Annotated in this window: 24 protein-coding genes; 6 read left to right on the top strand and 18 right to left on the bottom strand. The window is 69.8% G+C overall.

The features are described 5' to 3' along the window. The first annotated feature begins 2 nt into the window (after positions 1-2). From ACFQS9_RS26110 to ACFQS9_RS26095, 4 genes are all read left to right on the top strand, one after another. Positions 3-617, top strand: a complete 615-nt coding sequence (locus ACFQS9_RS26110; RefSeq protein ID WP_378409441.1) for a TetR/AcrR family transcriptional regulator — start codon at positions 3-5, stop codon at positions 615-617. Then, positions 604-1,323, top strand: coding sequence for an HD domain-containing protein (locus ACFQS9_RS26105; protein ID WP_378409440.1), 720 nt, complete (start codon positions 604-606; stop codon positions 1,321-1,323). Before ACFQS9_RS26110 ends, ACFQS9_RS26105 begins: the two co-directional genes overlap by 14 nt. Before the next feature lie 30 nt (positions 1,324-1,353). Continuing rightward, positions 1,354-1,947 carry a nucleoside/nucleotide kinase family protein gene (locus ACFQS9_RS26100; RefSeq protein WP_378409439.1) on the top strand — a complete coding sequence of 198 codons (594 nt, stop codon included), beginning with the start codon at positions 1,354-1,356 and terminating at the stop codon, positions 1,945-1,947. A 113-nt stretch (positions 1,948-2,060) separates the two neighbouring features. After that, entirely contained in the window at positions 2,061-3,317 is a 1,257-nt protein-coding gene (locus ACFQS9_RS26095) for an esterase-like activity of phytase family protein (protein WP_378409438.1), read from the top strand. A 63-nt stretch (positions 3,318-3,380) separates the two neighbouring features. Here ACFQS9_RS26095 and ACFQS9_RS26090 read toward each other — a convergent pair whose 3' ends face one another. Next, positions 3,381-5,933: an ATP-dependent Clp protease ATP-binding subunit gene (locus ACFQS9_RS26090; RefSeq protein ID WP_378409437.1), complete on the bottom strand. Its 2,553-nt coding sequence runs from the start codon at positions 5,931-5,933 to the stop codon at positions 3,381-3,383. Positions 5,934-6,201: 268 nt separating this feature from the next. On the opposite strand from ACFQS9_RS26090, the gene ACFQS9_RS26085 reads away from it, so the two are divergent. After that, positions 6,202-6,903: an ABC transporter substrate-binding protein gene (locus ACFQS9_RS26085; RefSeq protein WP_378409436.1), complete on the top strand. Its 702-nt coding sequence runs from the start codon at positions 6,202-6,204 to the stop codon at positions 6,901-6,903. A 94-nt stretch (positions 6,904-6,997) separates the two neighbouring features. Here the strand turns inward: ACFQS9_RS26085 and ACFQS9_RS26080 are convergent, their stop codons facing one another. The 16 genes from ACFQS9_RS26080 to ftsH all read right to left on the bottom strand — a co-directional run bounded on the left by ACFQS9_RS26080 (position 6,998) and on the right by ftsH (position 20,936). Further along, positions 6,998-7,933: an esterase/lipase family protein gene (locus tag ACFQS9_RS26080; protein ID WP_378409435.1), complete on the bottom strand. Its 936-nt coding sequence runs from the start codon at positions 7,931-7,933 to the stop codon at positions 6,998-7,000. Between the two features lie 101 nt (positions 7,934-8,034). Continuing rightward, positions 8,035-8,379 (bottom strand): histone-like nucleoid-structuring protein Lsr2, encoded by a 345-nt coding sequence (locus tag ACFQS9_RS26075; protein ID WP_378409434.1) that lies wholly within the window; start codon positions 8,377-8,379, stop codon positions 8,035-8,037. Positions 8,380-8,498: 119 nt separating this feature from the next. Further along, positions 8,499-10,010 carry a lysine--tRNA ligase gene (gene lysS / locus ACFQS9_RS26070; RefSeq protein ID WP_378409433.1) on the bottom strand — a complete coding sequence of 504 codons (1,512 nt, stop codon included), beginning with the start codon at positions 10,008-10,010 and terminating at the stop codon, positions 8,499-8,501. 22 nt (positions 10,011-10,032) lie between these two features. Continuing rightward, positions 10,033-10,455: a rhodanese-like domain-containing protein gene (locus tag ACFQS9_RS26065; protein WP_378409432.1), complete on the bottom strand. Its 423-nt coding sequence runs from the start codon at positions 10,453-10,455 to the stop codon at positions 10,033-10,035. Continuing rightward, positions 10,452-11,018 carry a cysteine dioxygenase gene (locus tag ACFQS9_RS26060; protein ID WP_378409431.1) on the bottom strand — a complete coding sequence of 189 codons (567 nt, stop codon included), beginning with the start codon at positions 11,016-11,018 and terminating at the stop codon, positions 10,452-10,454. Before ACFQS9_RS26060 ends, ACFQS9_RS26065 begins: the two co-directional genes overlap by 4 nt. 164 nt (positions 11,019-11,182) lie before the next feature. After that, positions 11,183-11,998, bottom strand: a complete 816-nt coding sequence (locus ACFQS9_RS26055) for a type III pantothenate kinase (RefSeq protein ID WP_378409430.1) — start codon at positions 11,996-11,998, stop codon at positions 11,183-11,185. Positions 11,999-12,000: 2 nt separating this feature from the next. Then, positions 12,001-12,441, bottom strand: a complete 441-nt coding sequence (gene panD / locus ACFQS9_RS26050) for an aspartate 1-decarboxylase (protein WP_027500490.1) — start codon at positions 12,439-12,441, stop codon at positions 12,001-12,003. A gap of 50 nt (positions 12,442-12,491) precedes the next feature. Further along, positions 12,492-13,406, bottom strand: coding sequence for a pantoate--beta-alanine ligase (gene panC / locus ACFQS9_RS26045; protein WP_378409429.1), 915 nt, complete (start codon positions 13,404-13,406; stop codon positions 12,492-12,494). Then, positions 13,403-14,329: a Rossmann-like and DUF2520 domain-containing protein gene (locus ACFQS9_RS26040; RefSeq protein ID WP_378409428.1), complete on the bottom strand. Its 927-nt coding sequence runs from the start codon at positions 14,327-14,329 to the stop codon at positions 13,403-13,405. The genes panC and ACFQS9_RS26040 overlap by 4 nt, the downstream gene beginning before the upstream one ends. A gap of 130 nt (positions 14,330-14,459) precedes the next feature. Beyond that, on the bottom strand, positions 14,460-15,530 hold the full coding sequence (locus ACFQS9_RS26035; protein WP_378409427.1) for a DUF6779 domain-containing protein: 1,071 nt from the start codon (positions 15,528-15,530) through the stop codon (positions 14,460-14,462). Positions 15,531-15,609: 79 nt separating this feature from the next. Beyond that, positions 15,610-16,080 (bottom strand): DUF3180 domain-containing protein, encoded by a 471-nt coding sequence (locus tag ACFQS9_RS26030; RefSeq protein WP_378409426.1) that lies wholly within the window; start codon positions 16,078-16,080, stop codon positions 15,610-15,612. Between the two features lie 13 nt (positions 16,081-16,093). Then, complete coding sequence (gene folK / locus ACFQS9_RS26025; protein ID WP_378409425.1) at positions 16,094-16,600, bottom strand: 2-amino-4-hydroxy-6-hydroxymethyldihydropteridine diphosphokinase; 507 nt, start codon at positions 16,598-16,600, stop codon at positions 16,094-16,096. Beyond that, positions 16,597-16,971 carry a dihydroneopterin aldolase gene (gene folB / locus ACFQS9_RS26020; RefSeq protein ID WP_378409424.1) on the bottom strand — a complete coding sequence of 125 codons (375 nt, stop codon included), beginning with the start codon at positions 16,969-16,971 and terminating at the stop codon, positions 16,597-16,599. The genes folK and folB overlap by 4 nt, the downstream gene beginning before the upstream one ends. Beyond that, positions 16,964-17,800 (bottom strand): dihydropteroate synthase, encoded by an 837-nt coding sequence (gene folP / locus ACFQS9_RS26015; RefSeq protein WP_378409512.1) that lies wholly within the window; start codon positions 17,798-17,800, stop codon positions 16,964-16,966. Before folP ends, folB begins: the two co-directional genes overlap by 8 nt. 8 nt (positions 17,801-17,808) lie before the next feature. After that, on the bottom strand, positions 17,809-18,453 hold the full coding sequence (folE, locus tag ACFQS9_RS26010; RefSeq protein WP_378409423.1) for a GTP cyclohydrolase I FolE: 645 nt from the start codon (positions 18,451-18,453) through the stop codon (positions 17,809-17,811). A gap of 155 nt (positions 18,454-18,608) precedes the next feature. Then, a complete protein-coding gene (gene ftsH / locus ACFQS9_RS26005; RefSeq protein ID WP_378409422.1) occupies positions 18,609-20,936 on the bottom strand; it encodes an ATP-dependent zinc metalloprotease FtsH in 2,328 nt (775 codons plus the stop codon). 244 nt (positions 20,937-21,180) lie between these two features. Here ftsH and ACFQS9_RS26000 point away from each other — a divergent pair, with 244 nt between their 5' ends. After that, positions 21,181-21,813: a maleylpyruvate isomerase family mycothiol-dependent enzyme gene (locus ACFQS9_RS26000; protein WP_378409421.1), complete on the top strand. Its 633-nt coding sequence runs from the start codon at positions 21,181-21,183 to the stop codon at positions 21,811-21,813. Between the two features lie 33 nt (positions 21,814-21,846). Here the strand turns inward: ACFQS9_RS26000 and ACFQS9_RS25995 are convergent, their stop codons facing one another. Next, on the bottom strand, positions 21,847-23,217 hold the full coding sequence (locus ACFQS9_RS25995) for an amidase (protein ID WP_378409420.1): 1,371 nt from the start codon (positions 23,215-23,217) through the stop codon (positions 21,847-21,849). Between the last annotated feature and the right edge of the window lie 35 nt (positions 23,218-23,252).

Raw genomic sequence — 23,252 nt, 5'->3', positions numbered from 1 at the left:
CCATGAGCCTAGACCCGCCCGCCGACCGCAGGCGCCGCCGCACCCACACCGCGGTCCTCGACGCCGCGGACCTGCTGTTCACCAGGGACGGCTACCGCGCGACGAGCGTCGATGCCCTGGCGAACGAGGCAGATGTCGCGCTCAGTTCGATCTACGCGAACTTTCCCGGCGGTAAGACCGATGTGTACGCGGCGCTCGCCTGCCGCACGGCGGACGAGCACGCGGTCGGCATGCGCGCGACCTTGGCGGGAGACACCGCCGTGGATCGCCTGCTCGCCGCCTTCGACGCATACGTGGCATTCCACCGAAGCCGTCCGCTGGCGTTCCGGATCCTGGGGCTGACCGATGTCGACGACCGGGAGTCCGAGGTCGTGACGGAGGCCCGGACCCGCATCGACAGGACGCTGATCGGGATCACCCACGATCTGGCGGCCGCGATCGGTGCGCAGCTCCCGGGGACCGAGGAGCTCGTGCTGCTGACGTGGGCGAGCGTCAACGGCGTGCTCAGCCTCGAGCATCGCCATACGATCACCCGCGCCACCGCGGATTCGCTCATCGACATGGCGCGCGCGGACGGCGCCCGCCGGCTGGAGGAGTTGACACGTGCTCAGGGGTGAGCTCGGCCGGGCAGACCGGCTGCGGGTGATGCTGCAGGCGGCCACCATCCAGACCCGTGCGTTGCCAAGCCAATTGGCGGGAGTGCCGAGGCCCGGCACGTCGACCCCGCCGCTGTTCGATCCGCCCGACTCCGCCCTGGCACGGGACGCGCTCGCGCACGCCCGCGAGGTGCTCAGCCCGGGCATTCTCGCGCACAGCCTGCGGTGCTGGCAGTGGGCCATGCGATTTTGCGAGGTGGACGGCGTCCACCCCGACCCCGAGGCGCTGTTCGTCGCCTGCGCCCTGCACGACACGGCGCTGGGCGCACCGGCCGACGCGCACGTCGGCTGCTTCGCACTGCTGGGCGCCGAGATCGCGGAGCGGTTCGTCGCCGGGCGGGGCGACCCCACCACCGCCGCGACGGTGGCCACCGCGATCGCGCGCCACATGGACCCGCGCACTCCCACCGGGCACGGCCCCGAGGCCGCCCTGCTGCACGACGCCGCCCACCTCGACGTCGCGGGATATCGGGTATGGGACCTACCGCCGGACTTTCTGCGCACCGTCGTCGCGGCGCTGCCCCGCGACGGGCTGGGTGCGGAGTTCGCCCAGCTCGCCCGGCACGAGAGCCGGGTCCGGCCCCGCTCCGCGATCGCCGTGCTGTGGCGCGGCGGGATGCGAATCCCCCTGCGCCTCAACCCCCTCGACCGACTCGGAGATGCGTGACCTCGACGACCGCGGCATAACGTGTTGTTCATGACCACCGATGACGATCCGACGAGCCCGGCGCTGACCGGCGGCGGCGCCCGGACCGTGGCGCTGGCGCACGCCGCCCACCGGCGGCGGCATCGGGGGCACGGGCCGATCCTGGTGGGCATAGACGGTCCCGCGGGCGCCGGGAAATCGACCGTGGCCGAGCGGGTCGCCGCGGCTTTGGACGACGCGCCGATCGTCCGGATGGACGACCTCTACGCCGGCTGGGGCGGCCTCGCCGCGTCGATTCCGCGACTCATCCGGTGGGTCCTCTCCCCCGCCGAGCACGGCCGGATCCCGCGTTATCGGCGCTACGACTGGCACGGCGGCGGATACGCGGAGTGGCGCGCGGTCCGCCGCCACCGCTACCTGATCGTCGAGGGCGCCGGCTCGACCTGCGGTCCCGCACGCGAATACTTCGCGGTCCGGGTGTTCGTCGACGCCGACCCGGACGAGCGGATGCGACGCGCCCTGCGGCGCGACGGGGAGATGTTCCGGCCACACTGGGCCGACTGGGCCCGACAGGAGGCGGCGCTGTTCGGGGCGGACCGACCCCGGCGGGCGGCCCACGTCCTGATTCTCAACAATATTGTCTAACAGTACTTTCCGGAGCAGGTTCTGACGCTGCGCGTGACACGGCGGGTTCCCACACCCTGCTGTTCGCCCCGACGACGGCAGTTGGTCACCCGGTGGCCCTAGGTTCAGCCGTCATGCGCACTCACACAACCATCTCGACCGCGGCGGCCGTCGCGGTCCTTGCCGCCGCCGTCGCCGCTCCCGCCGCTGCCGCGCCGCAGGCCGCCCCGATCGTGAAGTCGTCCGCGACGTTGCCCGCCACCCCGCTGTCCGACGTCGAGCGACAGATCGCCGACGACCGGGGCGTCGACCTCGGTGGCATCGGCAGCGGACTCTTCCACCTCGGTGGGAACGAGTACTGGACCGTCACCGATCGCGGACCCAACGGCGAGGTGAAGGTGGACGGCGCGGACCGCCGCACCTTCGTCGTCCCGGAGTTCACCCCCGCACTGGTCAGGATCCGGGTCCAGGGCGACCGGATAGTCGTCCTCGAGACGCTGCCGTTGACCACCCCCGGCGGCGCGCCCGTCACCGGCCTGTCGAACCTGCCGCGCGACGAGAAGCCGTACGCCGCCGACGCCGCCACCCCGCTCCCGCTCAACCCCAACGGCCTCGACACCGAGGGCGTGGTCCGCACCCCGGACGGCCACTTCTGGCTGGTCGACGAGTACGGCCCGTCCATCGTCGAGGCCGACGCCCACGGCCGCGTCGTCGCCCGGCACGTGCCCGCCGGCCTCGAGGACGACTACGCCGCGGCCGGTGTCGCGTACCCGGTCACCGGCAGCCTGCCCGCGGGCCTGGCCGACCGGCGCAGCAACCGCGGCTTCGAGGACATCGCCCTGCTGCCGGACGGCCGCACCGTCGCCGTCGCGCTGCAGAGCTCGGTCGTGGTCAGCGGCGAGCGAGACCGCACCGTCACCGAGCTGCTCACCTTCGACACCGCGACCCGCGCCACCGTGCACGAATTCGGGTACCAGTTCGACGACCCGTCCACGTTCGCGGCGGGCACCAGGGGCCGGGACCTGAAGATCTCGGCGCTGATCCCGCTGTCGCAGACCCGGGTCCTGGTCGAGGAACGCACCGACACCGAGGCCCGATTCCACGCCGTCGACCTGGATCCGAGCCGTGCGCTGATCACCAGCGCCGACAAGACGCTCTTCGCGAACCTCGCCGGGGTCGCGGGTGTGCCCGGGAAGGTCGAGGGCGCCGCGTTGCGCGGCAACCGATTGATCCTGATCTCCGACAACGACTTCGGGTTCGACGGCTCCCGCGCCTACCCGGCCGGACAGGACGTCGCCGACAGCGGGATCGAGACGGTTCTGGTCGAGGTGAAGGTCGACGACGATCCGTTCGGATCCGTCGAGACGCCGGGTATCGGTCTCGGCTCCTGAGCGGGCCGAGAAACGACAACGCCCCGCGGGCTTTCGCTCGCGGGGCGTTGACGTTCGTGAAACCTACTCGGCGGAGCCACCCTCGACGGGGGCCTCACCGGCACCGGCCAGCGCCTCGGCAGGCGAGTCCGGGACCTTGACCGGCTTCGGGTTTCCGGTGAAGGTGAACTTCGCGTTCTCGCCGGAGCCCTCGCCGTCCCAGCCCTCGACGTCGACCAGCACGATCTGGCCGGCACCGAGCTCGTTGAAGAGGATCTTCTCCGAGAGCTGGTCCTCGATCTCGCGCTGGATCGTGCGACGCAGCGGCCGCGCACCCAGCACCGGATCGAACCCGCGCTTGGCGAGCAGCGACTTCGCCTGCTCGGTCAGCTCGATGTCCATGTCCTTGTTCTTCAGCTGCTTCTCGACGCGGCTGATCATCAGGTCCACCATCTGGATGATCTGATCCTTGGTCAGCTGGTGGAAGACGATGATGTCGTCGATGCGGTTGAGGAACTCGGGCCGGAAGTGCTTCTTGAGCTCGTCGTTGACCTTGAGCTTCATCCGCTCGTAGTTCGACTCGCTGCCCGTTCCGGACGAGAAGCCCAGTCCGACGGCCTTCGAGATGTCCGAGGTGCCCAGGTTCGAGGTGAAGATCAGCACGGTGTTCTTGAAGTCGACCGTGCGACCCTGACCGTCGGTGAGACGGCCGTCCTCGAGCACCTGCAGGAGGGTGTTGTAGATCTCCTGGTGCGCCTTCTCGATCTCGTCAAACAGCACCACCGAGAACGGCTTGCGCCGGACCTTCTCCGTGAGCTGGCCGCCCTCCTCGTAGCCGACGTACCCGGGAGGGGCACCGAACAGCCGCGAGGCGGTGAAGCGGTCGTGGAACTCGCCCATGTCGATCTGGATGAGCGCGTCGTCGTCGCCGAACAGGAAGTTCGCCAACGCCTTGGACAGCTCGGTCTTTCCGACACCGGACGGGCCGGCGAAGATGAACGATCCGGACGGACGCTTCGGGTCCTTCAGGCCGGCGCGGGTGCGGCGGATCGCCTTGGAGACCGCCTTGACGGCGTCCTCCTGGCCGATGATCCGCTTGTGCAGCTCGTCCTCCATGCGGAGCAGACGGGTGGTCTCCTCCTCGGTGAGCTTGAACACCGGGATGCCGGTCCAGTTGCCCAGGACCTCGGCGATCTGCTCGTCGTCGACCTCGGCGATGACGTCCAGGTCGCCGGAACGCCACTGCTTCTCCCGCTCGGAGCGCTGGGCGACCAGCTGCTTCTCCTTGTCACGGAGGTTCGCGGCCTTCTCGAAGTCCTGCGCGTCGATCGCGGACTCCTTCTCCCGGCGCGCGTCGGCGATCTTGTCGTCGAACTCGCGCAGGTCCGGCGGCGCGGTCATCCGGCGGATGCGCATCCGGGCACCGGCCTCGTCGATGAGGTCGATCGCCTTGTCCGGCAGGAAGCGGTCGTTGATGTACCGGTCGGCCAGGGTGGCCGCCGCCACCAGGGCGCCGTCGGTGATCGAGACGCGGTGATGCGCCTCGTAGCGGTCCCGCAGACCCTTGAGGATCTCGATGGTGTGCTCGACCGTCGGCTCGCCGACCTGGACCGGCTGGAACCGGCGCTCGAGGGCGGCGTCCTTCTCGATGTACTTGCGGTACTCGTCGAGGGTGGTCGCACCGATGGTCTGCAGCTCGCCGCGGGCCAGCTTGGGCTTGAGGATCGAGGCCGCGTCGATGGCGCCCTCGGCCGCGCCCGCACCGACCAGCGTGTGCAGCTCGTCGATGAACAGGATGATGTCGCCGCGGGTGTTGATCTCCTTGAGCACCTTCTTCAGGCGCTCCTCGAAGTCACCGCGGTAGCGGCTGCCCGCGACCAGGGAACCCAGGTCGAGGGTGTACAGCTGCTTGTCCTTGAGCGTCTCCGGGACCTCGCCGTTGACGATGGCCTGTGCCAGGCCCTCGACGACGGCGGTCTTGCCGACGCCGGGCTCACCGATGAGGACCGGGTTGTTCTTGGTCCGGCGGCTGAGCACCTGCATGACCCGCTCGATCTCCTTCGAGCGGCCGATGACCGGGTCGAGCTTGCCCTCGAGGGCGGCCTGGGTCAGGTTCCGGCCGAACTGGTCGAGGACCAGCGACGTCGACGGGGTGCCCGCCTCGCCGCGGGTGCCGCCCGACTCGGAGGGCTCCTTGCCCTGGTAGCCGGACAGCAGCTGGATGACCTGCTGACGGACCCTGTTCAGGTCGGCGCCCAGCTTCACCAGCACCTGGGCGGCGACGCCCTCGCCCTCACGGATGAGGCCGAGCAGGATGTGCTCGGTGCCGATGTAGTTGTGGCCGAGCTGCAGCGCCTCGCGCAGGCTCAGCTCCAGCACCTTCTTGGCGCGCGGGGTGAAGGGGATGTGACCGGACGGGGCCTGCTGACCCTGGCCGATGATCTCTTCCACCTGGCTGCGCACGCCTTCAAGGGAGATACCCAACGACTCCAGCGACTTCGCCGCCACGCCCTCACCCTCGTGGATGAGGCCGAGCAGGATGTGCTCTGTGCCGATGTAGTTGTGGTTGAGCATCCGGGCCTCTTCTTGGGCCAGGACAACAACGCGCCGCGCGCGGTCGGTGAACCTCTCGAACATCGCTCTCCCTCACGTTCTTCTTGGGGTAGATCCCTACACGGAATCCACGAGCCGCACCTCTACTCTAGTGGCCAGTGGTACGACCTGCGCCGCCTCCATCCCATTCACTGCGGGACAGTGTGCCTGCTTACTGGTCCTAACGCAGCAGCCAGGGGTTTCGTTTCCCGGTCGCGCTACGCCCGCAGCGAACAGCGGCAGACCGGGCGATTCGGTAACCGGCTCCCGCCACGGTCGTGGCGCAACGTGTGCGAGCGCGCCAAGATGAGGCATGGCGACTTCTGTGGCCCCGCTGCGCGTCGGCTCCGCGCTGCCCGATCCCCCCTTCGAGCTGCTCGACGCAGGGAAGCCCACCGGATTCGACGTCGAGTTCACCCGGGAACTCGCGGCCCGGCTCGACCGGCCGTGGCAGCTCGTGCCCTTCACCGGGTCGGATTTCAACGAGATCTTCACCGCGCTGCGCGCGGGGGCGTTCGACTGCATAGCCTCGGGCACCACGATCACCCCGGAGCGGGCGGGACTGGCCGACTTCTGCTCGCCCTACTTCACGTCCGGGCAGTCGCTGGCGGTCGACGTCGCACGTCACCCGAATGTCCGCGGCGTCGACGACCTCGCCGGTCTGACCATCGGGGTCCAGCGCGGCAACACCAGTGCGCCCATCGCGGAGCGGCTGGTCGCCGACGGCAAGGCCGCCGGCGTTCACCTCTACGAGTATCACCAGATCGGGCAGGCCATCGATGACCTCTCGACCGGGCGCTGCGATGCGGTCATGAAGCTCGCTCCGGTGTTGACCTGGCTCGTCCGGGACCGCCCGCACGTCGTGGTGGTGCAGCGGGACCTCTCGCGCGAGGAGATCGCGATCGCGGTCCGCGCGGGCGATCGTGCCCTCCGGGAGCGGATCGAGGAGGCACAACGGACCCTCGAGGCCGACGGAACGCTGGGGCGGCTCACCGCCACGTGGCTCGGCGGCTGACAGCGGTCACGCACCCCTTCCCGAGATCGCACAGCCAGTGGACGCCCAACGCGTGTGCGATGCCGTCACAAGGTGTGCACCGCGACCTGAGCGCTCAGCCGGCCACCGGCGGCACGAACAGGCAGGGCACCTCGCGCTGATGTGTGGGGTCGAGCGCGTTGAGCACCATCGTCCGCGCCCGACGCGCGCCCGCGATCGAGAGGTGATCGGAGTAATCCTGTTCGCAGCCGTCCTGCACCACGATGTTCGTCGCCAGCGGCCCGGGCTCGATACCGGAGGTGTACGGGACCACGATCTCGTCATAGCGCGTGACGATGTTCGTGTACTCGATGCCCGGCACGTACAGCCCGCCGGACCGCAGTCGGTCCACGAGCCCCGAGCCGTGCATCAACTCGGTACAGGCCTTGCACACCGGGAACCCGAGCTGGAACTCGTCGTCGACGCCCAACCCGCGCACCGCGGCACCGAGGCTGAACCCATCGACCCCGTAGGTCCCGTCCCAGGGCGGGGCCAGCGACACGATCCTGCCCACCTTGCCGGCGCCACCGCGGAACTTCGCATAGTTGTTGGCCAGCACGGTGCCCTGCGAGTGGCCGACCAGGTCCACCTTCGTCGCGCCCGTCGCGGCGAGTACCTCGTCCACGAAGGTCGCGAGCTGGCCGGAGCTCACATCCACGGGCAGCATGCCGCCGATCGCGCTCAGTGGCCACGGCAGGTCGGCGAAGTTGCCGTAGGTCAGGGAGAATACGCAGAAGCCCTCGTTCGCCAGCATCGGCGCGTAGGCGGCCCAGTTGTCCTGCCGATTGCCGCCGGTGCCGTGCACCAGGACGACGGGTGAGGGGTGCTCCGCGCTCGGCCGGCACGACCAGTCATTGCTGCCGGGGGCCGATCCGCCCGGATTGGTCAGTTCCGGCAGGACCCCGGAAAGAAAGGTGTCGGGTTCGGGCAGAGGTGCCGCCCCGACGGCGCCTGTGCCCCAGAACAACGCGGCCGTCGAAATCAATGAACCGATCACAATTCGCCAGCGCATCGCACTCCCCCTCGAGTTGCTCCCACGTCCGCCCGCCCGAGCGCGAGGCTAACAGCCGCTACGCGATGGGGCGGGCGAAACGAGGAGCAAATTCCCGGAGATCAGTTGGCTTTGTTGTACGCCTCGGTGATTTCCGCCGAGATACGACCGCGGGCCGATACCTTATGGCCGTTGCGCCGCGCCCACTCGCGAATCGCCGCACTCTGCTCGCGGTCGATCGCCACCCGACTCTTGCCACCGGCGACGGCGGACTTGGCCCGCCGACGCCCGGTCGACCGTCGTGCATGAGAAACCCAAACCTCAAGCTGCTCGCGCAGTTTTGCGGCGTTCGCGGACGACAGGTCGATTTCGTAGGTGACCCCGTCGAGACCGAACTCGACCGTTTCGTCGGCGGCCGCCTCCTGGTCCACATCATCGATCAGGGTGACGGTGACCTTTTTCGCCATGGATCGAGAGTCCTTTCAATGAACTGCAATTTTGCGCTTCCCCGCGCCGGCTGCGACGAGTCTACGCCCCGTCGGACGAATGCAATACCGGAGAAAAGCAAATTAGCAATTGAAAGAGGTCAGCGAGCCGCGGGTCGCACAATTGGGAAGAGGATTGTTTCGCGGATTCCCAATCCCGTCAATGCCATCAACAGGCGATCGATCCCCATCCCGGTCCCCGTCGTGGGCGGCATTCCCTGCTCCATCGCGGCGAGGAACTCCTCGTCCAGGGCCATCGCCTCGTCGTCCCCCGCCGAGGCCAGCCGCGCCTGATCGACGAAACGCTCCCGCTGGATCACCGGGTCGACGAGCTCCGAATAGCCGGTGGCCAGCTCGAAACCGCGCACGTACAGGTCCCACTTCTCCGTCACGCCCGCCTCGCTGCGGTGCTGACGCGTCAGCGGCGACGTCTCCACCGGGAAGTTCCGCACGAAGGTGGGGGCGAAGAGCTGGTCGCCGCACTGGTGTTCCCACAGCTCCTCGACGAGCTTGCCGTGCCCGTACCCCTTGTCCTTGGGCACCTCGAGTCCGACCTTCTCCGCGAGTGCGAGCAGCTCGTCGACGGTCGTCTCGGGAGTGACGGACACCCCGATCGCCTCGGAAAGCGACGGATACATCTCGAACGTCTTCCACTCGCCGCCGAGGTCGTACTCGGTGCCATCCGCGAGCGTCACGAGCTGGGTCCCGAAGGCGGCCTGCGCCACTTCCTGGATCAATTCGCGGATCATCGTCGCGGAATCGTCGTAGGTGCCGTATGCCTCGTACGTCTCGAGCATCGCGAACTCCGGCGAGTGCGTCGAATCGCTGCCCTCGTTGCGGAAGTTACGGTTGATCTCGAAGACCTTCTCGATACCGCCGACAACGCAACGCTTGAGGAACAGTTCCGGGGCGATCCGCAGATACAGATCGATGTCCAGGGCGTTTGAATGGGTGATGAACGGGCGCGCCGCGGCCCCGCCGGCCAGCGTCTGCAGCATCGGGGTCTCCACCTCGAGGAACCCGCGCCGCTCGAGCGCATTGCGCAGCTCCCGGACCACCGCGACGCGCTTACGCGCGTTGTCGCGGGCCTCGGGCCGCACGATCAGGTCGGCGTACCGCTGACGGACCCGCGACTCCTCGCTCATCTCCTTGTGCGCGACCGGCAGCGGGCGCAGCGACTTGGCGGCCATCTGCCAGGCGTCGGCCATCACGCTGAGCTCACCGCGGCGGGAGCTGATCACCTCACCGCTGACGAAGACGAAGTCGCCCAGGTCCACGTCCGACTTCCACGCGGCCAGCGCGTCCTCGCCGACGGACGCCAGGCTGATCATGGCCTGCAGCTGGGTGCCGTCGCCCTCCTGCAGCGTGGCGAAGCAGAGCTTGCCGGTGTTGCGGACGAAGATCACCCGGCCGACGACGCCGACCTGCGTGCCGGTGGCGGTGTCCGGCTCCAGGTCAGGGTGCTGCGCGCGGACCTGCGCGAGCGTGTGGGTGCGCGGAACCGAGACCGGGTACGGCTCCTGCCCCTGCGCCAGGATCCGGTCCCGCTTCTCTCGGCGGATCCGGAGCTGCTCGGGGGTGTCGTCGGCCTGGTGGATTGCTGCATCACTCACGGGTGACCAGCATAATGCGCCCTCAGTGCGCGGCGACCGCCGCGGCCTCCCGAACGTAGTGCCGGGCCCGGGTCGCGACGCCGAGCAGGCCGGCGGAACGGAGCGCCTGGTACCCGCCGACGAGATCCGTCGCCCGGTGCAGACCCAGTTCCTGCAGCGCCGCGGCCGCCAGGCTGGAGGTGTAGCCCTCCGAGCAGACCACGATCCACTCCACGTCGTGATCGACGGCCAGCGCGATGCGCGCGCTGCTCGCCGGGTCCAGGCGCCACTCGAGCACATTCCGCTCGATCGCCAGCGCGCCCGGCAGCGCGCCCTCGGCGGCGCGCTGGGCCTGCGGCCGGATGTCGACGACGATCGCGCCCCGGGCGACGGCCTCGGCGACCTCGAACACGTACATGCGGCGGTAGCTGCTGCGGGCCTTCTCGAGCATCTCGTCGATGGTCATGCCGACTGTCCTTCCGGGAGATCGGTCAGCTCGGTGCGGGTACGGCGCAGGGTGCCCTGATCGGTCACCTCGTAGTAGGACATCGCCGTGAGCGGCGGCGAGTAGGCGTGCACGCTCAGCGTCGGAGCGGCCGGATCCACCGGGTGGCCGGGGGCCTGCATGACGTCGTGCACCCAGCCGAGCGGGAACGAGGCCTGATCGCCCGCGTCGAGTGTTCGGTACTTCAGTTCACCAGCGCTCCAACGGTATTCGGCCAGGGAACCACTGAGAACGGTGAGTGCGCCGAGCGATCCGGCATGGTCGTGCAGCTCGGTCGCCAGGCCCGGCGCCCAACTGATCAGCCAGACGTCGACATCATCATCGGCGTGCAGGCGGGTGGACCAGCGCTCGTCCACCGGCCACGACTCGGCCTCGGGCAGCAGATCGGCGAAACGGCCGTCGAGCACGTCCTGCGCGCCCTGATCGGTGATGCGCAGCAGGTCGGCCGGCCGCAGACGGCTCGGCGAGGACTTCGCGGTGACTGGCGATGGTGCCAAAGAAGAGACCACAGATGTGGAAAGCATGGGACAGACTCCAGGAGGGTGAATTGGTCAAGGCGGTGAGACGTGCCTCAACGAATCGAGGCGGCGTTCAGCCTCGACAACACTCCTGGGCAACCATGCGGCGATTCACGCCCACCAGTGTGACATAGAACCGCGGATCGGCAAACCCTCCGGTCATCGGCCGCTCAACCGACCGGCGGGTGCTTCGCGGCCCGTCGGGCCTGGTTGCGCTCGTAGACGATCCGCAGGCCCTCCAGCGCGAGGTCGCGTTCGATGTGCGCGATGGTCTCCGATTCCGGCATCACCAGCGGTGCGCTCTCCCCCGTGGCGATCACGTTCACGTCGTCACCCGCGAAGGCCGGGACCTCGGCACGCACCCGACGAACGAGACCGTCCACCAGGCCGGCGAACCCGAAGATCGCCCCGGCCTGCATGCACTCGACGCTGTTCTTGCCGACCACCGCCCGCGGCCGCACCAGCTCGAACTTCCGCAGCGCCGCCGAGTGCGAGGCGAGCGCGTCCGTCGACGTCTCCAGGCCTGGCGCGATCGCGCCGCCGAGGAACTCGCCCTTCGCGGAGACCACGTCGACACAGGTCGCCACGCCGAAATCCACGACGATGCACGGTCCCCCGTAGAGGTGATGCGCGGCAAGGCTGTTGACGATGCGGTCGGCGCCGACCTCCTTGGGGTTGTCGACCAGCAGCGGCACCCCGGTTCGCACGCCGGGTTCGACCACCACGTGCGGGACGTGCTCCCAGTACCGGGCCAGCATCACCCGCAGCTCCCGCAGCACCGATGGCACGGTGGACAGCGCCGACACCCCGACGATCTGGTCCACGTTCTGGCCGAGCAGGCCGCGCAGCATCCAGGCCAACTCGTCCGCCGTCATCCGCGGATCGGTGCGCATCCGCCAGTCCCGCACCAACTTCGAGTGATCCCCCGTGCCGGTGAACAGCCCGAGCGAGATGTTGGTGTTGCGGACGTCGACGGTGAGCAGCACGGTTACACCAGCGCCGAGGCGTCTTCGAGGGTCGACAGCATCCGCGGCGTGATCAGGCCCGAGCCCTCGGGGGCGTGGGCCGGGTCGGCGCCGAGCTCGATGGCCTTGTTGTCGGCGTCGACGAAGACCACGCGCGGCTGGTAGTCGCGGACCTCCTGCTCGTTCATCACGCCGTAGGCGATGAGGATGACCAGGTCGCCCGGGTGCACCAAGTGCGCTGCCGCACCGTTGATCCCGATCACGCCGGAGCCGCGCTCGCCCGCGATGACATAGGTCTCCAGGCGGGCACCGTTGTTGATGTCGACGATGCACACCTGCTCCCCCTCGAGCAGATCGGCGGCGTCCATCAGGTCCTGGTCGACGGTGACCGAACCGACGTAGTGCAGATCGGCATGGGTGACGGTGGCGCGGTGGATCTTCGACTTCATCATGGTGCGAAACATGTTGTGTCCTTACGGTCTGGCTGGAAATTCAGGTCTGGGGAGGGGCGCTCTTACCCGGCCGCTGTCGTCTGAGAGGTACGGGAATCCTCTTCCCGTTCGAGGAATCCGGTGCCGACGGCGACGCCGACGTTGTCGATCAATCGGGTGCTCCCGACCCTGGCCGCGACGAGCAGTCGCCCGTCCCCACGCTCGGGCGCGGGACCCAAGTCGACGCCGCGGACCTCGAGGTAGTCGACCTCCACCTCCGGGGTGGTCGCCAGCACCTCGCGGGCGGTGGCCAGGATCGCCTCCGGCCCGCCCGCCGCCGCGTGCGCGCCCGCCACCAGCGCGGCCGAGATGGTCGCGGCCGCGGCGCGCTGGTTCTCGTCGAGGTAGCGGTTGCGAGAGGACAGCGCCAGGCCGTCCTGCTCGCGGACCGTGGGGACACCGAAGATCTCGACGTCGATGTTCAGGTCGCGGACCATCTGCCGGATCAGCGTGAGCTGCTGGTAGTCCTTCTCGCCGAAGTACGCGAGGTGGGGCCCGACGATCTGGAGCAGCTTGGCGACGACGGTCAGCATGCCGGCGAAATGCGTCGGGCGACTGGCTCCCTCGAGCTCGCTGCCGAGCGGGCCGGGATGGATCATGGTGCGCCTGCCTGCGGGGTACATCGCGGCCACCGACGGCGCGAACACCAACTCCACGCCCGCCTCGCGCAGCAATTCGAGGTCCCGATCCAGGGTGCGCGGGTAGGCGTCGAGGTCCTCGCCCGCACCGAACTGCAGCGGGTTGACGAAGATGGACACCACCACCACGCTGCCGCGGAGCTTTGCCTGGCGCACGATCTCCAGATGCCCCGCGTGCAGCGCGCCCATGGTCGGCACCAATGCCACCTGGCGGCCGACGCCGCGCAACGCCTTGGTGACCTTGGCCAGCTCGGCGGGGTCGTGGTGCACGGTCAGTTCACCGCGTGCGTAGCCGTTCACGAGTGACCCTCCAGGATCTCGATCAGTTCGGGCTTGGACCCGGTCCGCTGAGCGGACCGAAGCGAGAGGGCGCGGTAGCCGGCCGCGATCCGCGGGTCGACCTCCTGCAGGACCCGGAGGTGGGTGGCCACCGCGGCGGCGTCACCGCGGGCCACCGGTCCGGTCAGTGCGGCCGGACCGCGGCGCAGCGCGTTGTCCAGGGCGGCCGACAGCAACGGGCCCAGGACCCGCTCGGCCACCCCGTTGGGCTGGTCGTCGATCAGCTGCTGGCCGAGGAGCTCGTCGCCGGCCAGCGCGACGCGGAGCGCGGCAACGGCGTCCACGACCAGCGTGACCAGGTGATTGCTGCCGTGCGCGAGGGCTGCGTGGTACAGCGGCCGGGCCTCCTCGCGGACCCGGACGGGCTCGCCGCCGATCTCCAGCACGAGGGACTGCGCGATCGCGTAGCCGATCTCGTCCGCGGCGGTGATACCGAAACACGCCGACGACAGCCGAGCGGTGTCCTCGTCGTGTCCGGTGAAGGTCATGGCCGGATGGATCGCCATCGGCAGCGCGCCGAGGGCGATCAGCGGCTCGAGCACGCCGATGCCGTTGGCGCCCGAGGTGTGTGCCACGAGGGTGCCCGGCTTCACCGAACCGGTGGCGGCCAGGCCGCCGACCAGACCCGCGAGCTCGGCGTCCGGCACGGCCAGGAGCAACAGCTCGCAGCGCGAGGCCACCTCGGCGGCGGGCAGGATCTCGGTCTCGGGAAGCCTGGTCTCGGCCCGGCGAATCGACGCATCGGACACCGCGGAACAGGCGACGACGATGTGACCGACGCGCTCGAGCGCGGCACCGATCGCCGTTCCCACGCGTCCCGCCGAGACGATTCCGATGGTCAATCGTGCGGGCGCGGGGTCTTGAGTGATCTCGAAGGAGGTCACCGTAGTCCTCTCGTTCGTTCCAGTCCCGCAGGGCGGGTACCAGACGTTCACAGCGAGGATAGCCGCCGCGCCGTGACGGCCGCCATGGCGGAACACAGTGATCTAGGGCACGCCCCGGACGCGATCCGGCTCAGTCGCGGCGGCGGCGACCGGACCTCGGCCCGTCCGTCCCCGACTCCGTGGAGTTCATGTTCGCCATGATCTCCGCGACCGAGAGCCCCGTCGAATGGGCTCCCGCGGGAACGGCCGCCTCGGACTCGAGCTCCGCTGCGGGCTCCGGCTCGGCGGCCCGGCGTCGCGACCTGCGGGACGGTCCGTCGACGGCGGACGTCGGCACCGGTTCCGGCTCGGGGGCGGGCGCCGGCTCGGGTTCGGGCAGCGGCGCGGGCGCCGGGGTGGGCGGCATCGGCTCCGGCACCGGGATCGGGGGTGCCGGCTCCGGGATCGGGGGTGCGGGCTCCGGGATCGGGGGCACCGGCCCCGGGGGCGGCTGCGTCGCCGCGGGCCGGGCGGTGGACCTCGGCGCAGGACGGGGCGGGGGCACGGGCCGTGGGATCGGCGACGCCGCGGCGGCGGGAATGGGCTCCGGCTCCGGCTCCGGCTCGGACTCCCCGACGACGAGGACCTCGGCGGTCACCGGATCGTCGAAAGGCGTCGCGAAGGTCGGCCCGGCACCCGGGGTCGCCGAATAGGCGGGGTCGGGAGTGAACGTCCTCGGACGCGAGGCGCTCGCGAGTTCCGGGATCCGGGTGGCATCGGCCTGCAACGCGACCCGGTCGACAGGCAGCCTGCCCTCGAACAACACCTCGAGGCTGCCGCGCAGGGCCGCCAACTCCGCACGGAGGGCGGCGATCTCCGAGACGTCGAGATTCGCCTCGCCGCGGACCTTGGCCTCGACGCCCATCTCGTACTCGCGCCTGGCGGTGATCTCCCGCTCGAGCTGCAACTCGTACACGGTCTGCAGGTCGCGCACCTTCGCCTTGTCGGCGGCCGATTCGCGCCGATACTTGGTCATGGCGATGGCGGCGATGACCGCCGCCCACAGGGCGACGACCAGGCCGACGCGCAGCAATTGGACGCTGTTGCTGAAGATCATGAAGAGACTGGCGGTCACCGCCAGCGCCACCAGCGCGGCGACGATCATCTGGCTCGTGCTGCGCTTGTTCCGCCGAAGCGAGCTCGCGCGACCAGAAACCGTCATGCAGCCGAGGATAGCCGTCCGGACCGACCGACCGCCGCCACGGCGGGCGACACGCGCGTCCTCCCCGGGTGGCGATCCCTTAGACGGCCGGCTCGTCCGGCGGCTCGTCCGGGGCCTTGCAGCAGTGCTCGAGCCAGAGCGCCGCGGCGGCCAACGCCACTCCCGCGACCAGGCCGACGACGACCCCTGCGGTGTCGTCCGATGCGGCCTGAATCGTCGATCGCTGGGGCAGCAGATACAGCAACAGCCCGAGCCAGACTCCCGCGGTGGCCGCCCCCACCAGCGCCGAGGCCTTGGCCAGCGCGACCGCCCTCGCCGCGGTGATGGGGTGCAGCTGGCGCGGGCCCTGCCCGAGCTGATGCCCCCGGACCCGCGTGCGGATCATGAACGCGACCCCCACCTCGATGGCGGCGACCGGATACAGAGAGGCACCGGCGAAGAACGGGATCGGGGGCAGCGATCCGTAGAAGGCGCGGACCAGGAGCCACGTGGCGATGGCCGCGAACGCCGCCAGACCGAGCAGGTCCCGGACCCGGGTCGTCGTCATCATCTGCGCATCCCCATCACGCCCGCATCAGCCGGAGGTCGGTCCGCCGCACCCCGTCACGCTCGCCCTCGTCGAGTTCGCCGAGGAGCTCTCGCGCGGGCACGGTCGCGCCCCGCACCACCAGCGTGGCATCGGGGTCCACTTCGAGCCATGGGATGAGCACGAAGGCCCGTTCGTGGGCGCGTGGATGCGGCAGCGTCAATTCCGGGTCGGCACTGACGATGCCGTCACAGTCGATCACGTCCACGTCCAGGCTGCGGGGCCCCCACCGCTGATCGCGCACCCGATCCGCGGCGGCCTCCAGCTCCTGGCCGAGCCGCAGCCAGCCGCGGCAGTCCAGCTCGGTATCGTCGACCACCAGCGTCGCGTTGAGGAAGTCCTGCTGATCGACGCCGCCCCACGGCGCGGTCGCGTACACACTCGAGGCGGCGAGCAGCCGACCGCCGAGCCCGTCGACGACGGACCGCAGGTTCTCGAGCGGGTCGCCGAGATTCGACCCGATGGAGAGCACGGCGCGGCTCATCCGCGCTGGCCCTTGCGGGAGCGACGCGCCACGACGGCGACGTCGCCGAACGTCAGCGGGATCGGCGCGGACGGCTTGTGGACGGTCACCTCCACGGCATTGACCCGATCATCGGCGAGCACCGCGTCGGCGATCTCGCCCGCCACCGTCTCGATGAGGTCGCGCGATGGGCCCGCCACGATCGCGGCCGCCGTCTCGGCGAGCTCGCCGTAGTGCATGGTGTCGGCGAGATCGTCCGACGCGGCGGCGATGCTCAGGTCCATCCACACCGTGATGTCGACAAGGAAGTCCTGGCCATCCCTCTTCTCGTGCTCGAACACTCCGTGGTTGCCGCGAACACGCAAGCCGCGCAATTCGATTCGGTCAGACATCGGCCCTCCCCTCAGCCGCACTCCAGGCGTTCGCCACCGCGATCGCGTCGAGGGAACCCCGCGCATCGTGCACCCGAACACCCCACGCGCCACCCCGCGCGGCGAGCGCCGAGACGGCAGCCGTCGCGACCTCACGCCCGTCGGGGGCACGGTCACCGTGCGCGTCCGCGAGCAGACTGCCGAGGAACCGCTTCCTGGAGGCCCCGATCAGCACCGGGAAGCCCAGCGCATTGAGCCGGGGCAACGCGCCGAGCAACGCCCAGTTGTGTTCGGCGGTCTTCGCGAATCCCAGCCCGGGGTCGAGGATCAGCCGCGCCGGATCGACGCCGGCCCGGACCGCCGCATCGACCTGGGTGAGCAGTTCGGCACTGACCTCCCCCACCACGTCGTCGTAGTGTTCGACGCCGCCGGCGTGCACGTACGCGCCCGGAGAGCGCCAGTGCATCAGGATCCAGGGCAGGCCCGCGTCCGCCATCACCGCGGCCATCGCGGCGTCAGCACGACCACCGGACACGTCGTTGACGATCGCGGCCCCGGCCTCGATCGCGGATGCGGCCACCGAGGCGCGCATGGTGTCGACGCTGACCGTGATCTTCTCGGCCGTGAGCGCCTCGATCACCGGGCGGATCCGCTCGGCCTCGACCGCGGGATCCACCCGGGTCGCGCCGGGGCGGGTCGATTCGCCGCCGACGTCCACGATGTCCACGCCCAACCGGCTCAGCTCGACACCGTGTGCGATCGCGGCGTCCCGATCGAGGTAGCGACCGCCATCGGAGAAGGAGTCGCTGGTGACGTTGAGGACTCCCATCACCACACATCGGCCGGGCATCGGCACCGTCACTTGCGCAGGATCAGGTCCAGAGCCTCGGCACGCGAGGCTGCACTGGACTGCAGCAGACCGCGCACCGCCGAGGTGGTGGTGCTGGCGCCCGGCTTCCTGATGCCGCGCATCGCCATGCACAGGTGCTCGGCCTCCACCACGACGATCACGCCGCGAGGATCGAGCTTGCGCACCATCGCGTCGGCGATCTGGCTGGTCAACCGCTCCTGCACCTGCGGACGCTTCGCGTACAGATCGACCAGTCGCGCGAGCTTCGAGAGTCCGGTGACCCGGCCGGTCGAGCCGGGGATGTAGCCGACGTGCGCGACGCCGTGGAACGACACCAGGTGATGCTCGCAGGTGGAGTACAGCGGGATGTCGCGGACGAGCACCAACTCCTGGTGTCCCTCGTCGAAGGTGGTGTTGAGCACCGAATCCGGGTCGGTGTAGAGGCCGGCGAAGACCTCCCGGTACGCCCGCGCCACCCGGGCCGGGGTGTCGAGCAGGCCGGGCCGGTCCGGGTTCTCGCCGACCGCGATCAGGAGTTCGCGGATCGCGGCCTCGGCGCGCGGCTGGTCGAAGACACGCCCGGTCTCGAGGCACTCGAGCGTGGCCGCGGCGCCGCGCTCCGGGGACTCCGCTGCGTCGCGCTCCTGTGACACCGACTCGCTTCGCTCCTGCGACGACGATGCGTCACGGGAATTCGCACCACCGAGTTGATTGACCGACACCCGACCGAACCTCCACTCTCGCCGACCGATACCCACCGACCGCGCCGGTGCGACGCGATCAGTGGGTAAGCCTAGTGACCGCCGGACTACTGCTGGCCGTTCGGCCCTTCCCAGCGCTCGGTTGCCGCACCGCCCTCGTCCGCGGGCTGTTGCTGCGGCGGATTCCACTGCGGATACCCGGCGTACGGGTTCTGCGGGTTCTGCGCGTGCTGCGGGTTCTGCGCGTGCTGCGGGTTCTGCGGATACTGCTGGCCCTCGCCCGCATCCCGTGGCGGCCAACCTGGCGCAGACCAACCGGCAGGCGCACCGTAATCCGGCATCGAGCCCTGGTGCGGCTGCTGCCGCGGATCCGGGTACGGCTGGTAACCGCCGTTCGGAGCGGGCATCGGGTAGCCGTTCTGCGGACCCGGACCGGCAGGCGCAGGCGGAACCGTCTCGCGGGGCTTGCTGAAGGTCGGCTTCCGCACGGAATCGTCGGGCAACGGCTCCCCGCGCTCGATCGCCAGCTCACGCGGCGTCTTCACCGGCGGCTTGTCGGACGGCGTCCGGCCACCGAAGTCGTTGAACGCGGTGATCCGGGGACGCTTCTCCACACTCGAGAAGATCTGCTCCAGATCCTTACGCGTGAGGGTCTCGCGCTCGAGCAGTTCCGTGGCAACCACGTCGAGCAGGTCGCGGTACTCGTTGAGGATCGCCCACGCCTCGGTGTGGGCCGCCTCGATGAGGTTTCGCACCTCCTCGTCGATCTCCCGGGCCACCTCGTGTGAGTACTCGGAGCTCATGCCCATCGACCGGCCGAGGAAGGGATCGCCCTGTTCCTGCCCGTACCGGACCGCACCCAGCTTGGCGCTCATGCCGTACTCGGTGACCATCGCGCGGGCGATCTTGGTGGCCTGGTCGATATCGGAGGAGGCACCCGTGGTCGGCTCGTGGAAGACGAGCTCCTCGGCCGCGCGTCCGCCCATCGCCATCACCAGGCGGGCGATCATCTCGGACCGGGTCATCAGGCCCTTGTCGTCCTCGGGGACCGTCATGGCGTGGCCGCCGGTGCGGCCACGGGCCAGGATGGTGACCTTGTAGATCGGCTCGATGTCCGGCATCGCCCACGCGGCCAGGGTGTGCCCGCCCTCGTGGTACGCGGTGATCTTCTTCTCGTGCTCGCTGATGATCCGGCTCTTGCGGCGCGGGCCGCCGATGACGCGGTCCACCGACTCCTCGAGCGCCGCCTCCGTGATCAGGGCGCCGTTCTCGCGGGCGGTCAGCAGCGCGGCCTCGTTGATGACGTTCGCCAGGTCCGCGCCGGACATGCCGACGGTGCGCTTTGCCAGGCCCTCGAGGTCGGCGTGCTGGTCGAGCGGCTTGCCCTGCGAATGCACCTTGAGGATCGCCCGCCGACCCGCCAGGTCCGGGTTGCTCACCGGGATCTGGCGGTCGAAGCGGCCCGGACGCAGCAGCGCCGGATCGAGGATGTCGGGACGGTTGGTCGCGGCGATCAGGATGATGCCGGTGCGGTCGCCGAACCCGTCCATCTCGACCAGCAACTGGTTGAGGGTCTGCTCGCGCTCGTCGTGCCCGCCGCCCAGGCCTGCACCGCGCTGGCGGCCGACCGCGTCGATCTCGTCGACGAAGATGATGCAGGGGCTGTTCTGCTTGGCCTGCTCGAACAGGTCGCGCACCCGGGAGGCACCGACGCCGACGAACATCTCGACGAAGTCCGAACCGGAGATGGTGAAGAACGGCACCCCGGCCTCGCCGGCGACGGCCCTCGCGAGCAGCGTCTTACCCGTTCCGGGCGGGCCGTAGAGCAGCACACCCTTCGGGATCTTCGCGCCGAGCGCCTGATAGCGGGCGGGGTTCTGCAGGAAGTCCTTGATCTCGTACAGCTCTTCGACGGCCTCGTCGGCGCCCGCCACGTCCGCGAACGTGGTCTTGGGCATGTCCTTGGTGAGCTGCTTGGCCTTCGACTTGCCGAAGCCCATCACGCCGCCCCGGCCACCGCCCTGCATCCGTCCCATCACGAACACGAACAGGCCGAGCAGGATCACCATCGGCAGCACGAACAGCAGGATCGAGGTCAGCCAGCTCTCCTGGCTCACCATGGTGTTGTACTTCTCCACGCCCGCGTTCTGGACGGCGGTGAAGATCTGCTCCGAGGCCGCGCTGGGGTACTTCGCGAGGATCTGATTCGAGTTGTCGGTCGCGTCGTTGCCCTGCTTCAAGGTGAGGCGGAGCTGCTGCTCGCGATCGTCGATCTGCGCATCGGTGACGTTCTTGGCATCGAGCTGGGCGATGGCCACCGAGGTGTCGACGTTCTTGTACCCGCGGGTGTCGTTACCGAAATAGCTGAACGCGTAAATGATCAGCAGGATGCCGGCGACAATCGCCAGGTTGCGAAACACAGTCTTGCGATTCATACAGGTTCAGCCTCTGCAGGCCAGTCCTTTCCAGTTCCGGTCGAGCACAGTGCGCCGGGTTCCGGCTGCTCACCGGAGGTTCAAGGTTACCGCGACCGCTGCGGGCGGTGTCCGTTAGCGCGGGCATCCACGCGGAGCGGCTGCAACGGCGGCTTCTGCCCAGTAGAACGCGTGGGCGCGCCGGATGGTTCCGTGAGCCACGCCACGGCAGGAAGTCGGGGTCGCGTGCCGATAGGCTGCCGCCATGACGCTGCCGTTCTCCGAGGTCCTGGCCGAGATCGAGCTCTCGCAGGCGCGGGTGGAATCAGCGATCGCCGGACTGTCGGACGAGCAGGCTCGCGGGGCATCGCTGCTGCCCGGCTGGAGCCGCGGTCATGTCGCCACCCACCTCGCCCGCAATGCCGACGCGCTGAACCGACTCGCCGTCGGCGTGTCGTCCGGAACCCGACCCGAGATGTATCCGGGCGGACCCGAGGCACGGGCCGCCGCCATCGAGGAGGGCGCCGACCGGCCCGTCGATCTGCTGGCCGCAGACACCCGATTCGCCGGGCGACGGGTGATCGACTCGCTGCGGCGGATCGGACCGGACCGCCTCGACACCCCCGTGACCTGGCGCAAGCCCGTCACCGCACGGGACATCCCGGTGCTGCGCTGGTGCGAGCTCGAGATCCATCACCTCGACCTGGGCACCGGGTACACCGCCCAGGCCTGGCCCGACGCGTTCGTCGAGGCGATCCTGGCGCGGGATCTGCCCGAACTGGCCGAGGCGGTGCCCGACGTCGTGGCCCCCGACCTGCCCCGGGCCGAACTGCTGGCCTGGCTCATCGGTCGGCCGACGCGGGCCGGGCTCCCCCAGCTCCCTGCCTGGCCGTTCTGACCCGCGGCCCTCACCCACCGCGACCCGCGGCCGTCACCCCACCGCGACCCGCGGCCAGGGCTGCAGTGCCTCCAGCTGTGCGGCCAGCGCCAGGATCCGGGCCTCCCCGCCGGGCGGGGCCGCGATCTGCACACCGAGCGGCGTTCCGGACTCCGGATGCATCCCCACCGGGACGGTCGCGGCGGGCCAGCCGACCAGGTTCCAGACCGGGGTGAACGGCGCATGGCGCGCGGCGGCCAGAACGTTCGAGAGCCAGGACCGCTCGCTCCAGCGGTGCGCATCCATCGGCGGCCCGGCCAGCGTCGGGGTCAGCACCACGTCGAAGTCCGCGAACAACCCGCGCAGCGCGGTCTCCATCCGCTCCACGTGCCGTGGCCTGACGAGCCCGCGCATCGCGTGCCCGACCGCGACATGCGTCCTGGTGCGCGGCTGTAGCAATGATCGATCGAGCCCCTCCGCGTAGGCGGCCGTGCCCGCCGTCCAGCGCGACAGCAGCGGTATCGGGTTCAGCGAGTACGGCACCTTCCCGGTCGTGACCGTGTGCCCGGCACCGCCGAGCACCCGCGCGGTGCGTTCCGCCCCTTCCCGCCAGTGCCGGTCCACCGGCGTCATCGGCATCGGTGAACCCGTCGCCACCGCGACTCGCAGCCGACCCGGATCGGCGAGCTCCGCCAGCTCCGGGCGGTCCGCCATCACCGACAACACCAGCGCGGCGTCCTCAACTGTCGTCGTCAGCGGGCCGTTCTCCGCCATCCCGAACCAGGAATTCGCACCGAGTTCGCGGGGCACCAGGCCGCTGCCGGGTTTGACGCCGACCAGCCCGCAGGCCGCGGCCGGGATCCGGATCGAGCCGAGGCAATCCGAGCCGTGGGCCACCGGCACCATCCCGGCGGCCACCGAGGCGCCCGCCCCGCCGGAGGAGCCGCCCGCCGTCCGCTCGTGGTTCCACGGGTTCTTGACGATCGAATCGTGCGAGTCGGTCGAGGGCCACACACACAGCTCGGGCAGCCTGGTCAATCCCACCGGCACCGCGCCCGCCCGGCGCAGCCGGTCGAGCACGGGATGGTCCTCGGTCGAGGGCTCCGCACCGGTGGCGGCTGATCCGTTCCCCAGCGGATGCCCCACGATGGGGATGTTGTCCTTGATCGCGATCGGCACCCCCGCCAAGGGCAACGCCGACAGGTCCGGCCGGGCGGCCAGGGCCACGGCCTCGGCCCGGGCCTGCTCGCCGCGCACGATCACGAACGCGTCCAGCTCGGGATCGCGTTCGGAGATCCGGCTCAACGCACCTTCGACGGCGTCGATCGGTGACAGTGCACCCGAGCGCACCCGAGCCGCGATCGCGGCAGCGGTCGATTCGAGTTGGATGCCGGCGAACTGGGCGTCCACCGAGGAGTTGTACATACGCAATAACCGCCTCACCTGGTTGGTCACTCGAT

This window comes from Rhodococcus daqingensis, from assembly GCF_042665615.1.
GTDB classification, from domain to species: domain Bacteria; phylum Actinomycetota; class Actinomycetes; order Mycobacteriales; family Mycobacteriaceae; genus Rhodococcus_G; species Rhodococcus_G daqingensis.
Note: the sequence above shows the minus strand (reverse complement) of the source record. Positions and strands in the feature narration are given on the sequence as shown.

What these genes read in the sequence shown, in the direction of transcription:
- ACFQS9_RS26110 (WP_378409441.1), top strand. Translation starts at nt 3, where the DNA reads ATGAGCCTAGACCCGCCCGCCGACCGCAGGCGCCGCCGCACCCACACC.
- ACFQS9_RS26100 (WP_378409439.1), top strand. Translation starts at nt 1,354, where the DNA reads ATGACCACCGATGACGATCCGACGAGCCCGGCGCTGACCGGCGGCGGC.
- ACFQS9_RS26095 (WP_378409438.1), top strand. Translation starts at nt 2,061, where the DNA reads ATGCGCACTCACACAACCATCTCGACCGCGGCGGCCGTCGCGGTCCTT.
- ACFQS9_RS26090 (WP_378409437.1), bottom strand. Translation starts at nt 5,933, where the DNA reads ATGTTCGAGAGGTTCACCGACCGCGCGCGGCGCGTTGTTGTCCTGGCC.
- ACFQS9_RS26085 (WP_378409436.1), top strand. Translation starts at nt 6,202, where the DNA reads ATGGCGACTTCTGTGGCCCCGCTGCGCGTCGGCTCCGCGCTGCCCGAT.
- ACFQS9_RS26080 (WP_378409435.1), bottom strand. Translation starts at nt 7,933, where the DNA reads ATGCGCTGGCGAATTGTGATCGGTTCATTGATTTCGACGGCCGCGTTG.
- ACFQS9_RS26075 (WP_378409434.1), bottom strand. Translation starts at nt 8,379, where the DNA reads ATGGCGAAAAAGGTCACCGTCACCCTGATCGATGATGTGGACCAGGAG.
- ACFQS9_RS26065 (WP_378409432.1), bottom strand. Translation starts at nt 10,455, where the DNA reads ATGACCATCGACGAGATGCTCGAGAAGGCCCGCAGCAGCTACCGCCGC.
- ACFQS9_RS26060 (WP_378409431.1), bottom strand. Translation starts at nt 11,018, where the DNA reads ATGCTTTCCACATCTGTGGTCTCTTCTTTGGCACCATCGCCAGTCACC.
- panD (WP_027500490.1), bottom strand. Translation starts at nt 12,441, where the DNA reads ATGTTTCGCACCATGATGAAGTCGAAGATCCACCGCGCCACCGTCACC.
- ACFQS9_RS26035 (WP_378409427.1), bottom strand. Translation starts at nt 15,530, where the DNA reads ATGACGGTTTCTGGTCGCGCGAGCTCGCTTCGGCGGAACAAGCGCAGC.
- ACFQS9_RS26030 (WP_378409426.1), bottom strand. Translation starts at nt 16,080, where the DNA reads ATGATGACGACGACCCGGGTCCGGGACCTGCTCGGTCTGGCGGCGTTC.
- folK (WP_378409425.1), bottom strand. Translation starts at nt 16,600, where the DNA reads ATGAGCCGCGCCGTGCTCTCCATCGGGTCGAATCTCGGCGACCCGCTC.
- folB (WP_378409424.1), bottom strand. Translation starts at nt 16,971, where the DNA reads ATGTCTGACCGAATCGAATTGCGCGGCTTGCGTGTTCGCGGCAACCAC.
- folP (WP_378409512.1), bottom strand. Translation starts at nt 17,800, where the DNA reads ATGCCCGGCCGATGTGTGGTGATGGGAGTCCTCAACGTCACCAGCGAC.
- ftsH (WP_378409422.1), bottom strand. Translation starts at nt 20,936, where the DNA reads ATGAATCGCAAGACTGTGTTTCGCAACCTGGCGATTGTCGCCGGCATC.
- ACFQS9_RS26000 (WP_378409421.1), top strand. Translation starts at nt 21,181, where the DNA reads ATGACGCTGCCGTTCTCCGAGGTCCTGGCCGAGATCGAGCTCTCGCAG.
- ACFQS9_RS25995 (WP_378409420.1), bottom strand. Translation starts at nt 23,217, where the DNA reads ATGTACAACTCCTCGGTGGACGCCCAGTTCGCCGGCATCCAACTCGAA.